Below are 658 nucleotides of genomic sequence, written 5' to 3'. Positions count from 1 at the left end.
AATATTTGGATTTTTAGGTCCAAATGGTGCAGGAAAAACCACAACGATAAAGCTTATAACAGGAATACTTAATATGGATGAAGGTAGGATATTGGTAAATGGAATAGATGTAAAAARAATCCATTGAGGCAAAAAGCAAATAGGCTTTGTTCCAGACAACCCTGAAATATTTAATAGACTAACAGGATTAGAGTACCTAAATTTTATTGCAGATGATTTGAGATGGATAGCAAAGAGAGAGCAGATATAATAATGAAACTTGCTGAAGAATTTGAAATAAAATCCGCACTTAAAGAGAGCATAAACAGTTATTCCCATGGTATGAAGCAAAAATTAGTTTTAATAGGTGCATTGATGCATAATCCTCCTGTATGGATACTTGATGAACCTATGGTGGGGCTTGATCCTAAATCTGCCTTTACGCTAAAAAAGATGATGAGGCAGCACGCAGATAGTGGTAAAACAGTTTTCTTCTCAACCCATGTTATGGAGGTTGCAGAAAAGATGTAAAAAAAAAAGTGACAGAATAGGAATTATAAAGGGCGGACGAATAATATTTGTTGGAACAGTTGAAGAATTAAAGGAAAGAAAGAATGATGAGTCATTAGAAAATATATTTTTGGAGTTGATTGAAAATGAGTAAGGGATTAAGTTTAGC

Annotated in this window: 1 pseudogene; it reads left to right on the top strand. The window is 33.5% G+C overall.

The window, feature by feature from the left end:
- Nucleotides 1-643: pseudogene (locus TCEL_RS14350) on the top strand (ABC transporter ATP-binding protein); the annotation flags it as partial.
- Nucleotides 644-658: the final 15 nt, after the last annotated feature.

It is taken from the genome of Thermobrachium celere DSM 8682 (assembly GCF_000430995.1).
Taxonomy (GTDB): Bacteria; Bacillota; Clostridia; order Clostridiales; family Caloramatoraceae; genus Thermobrachium; species Thermobrachium celere.
Note: the sequence above shows the minus strand (reverse complement) of the source record. Positions and strands in the feature narration are given on the sequence as shown.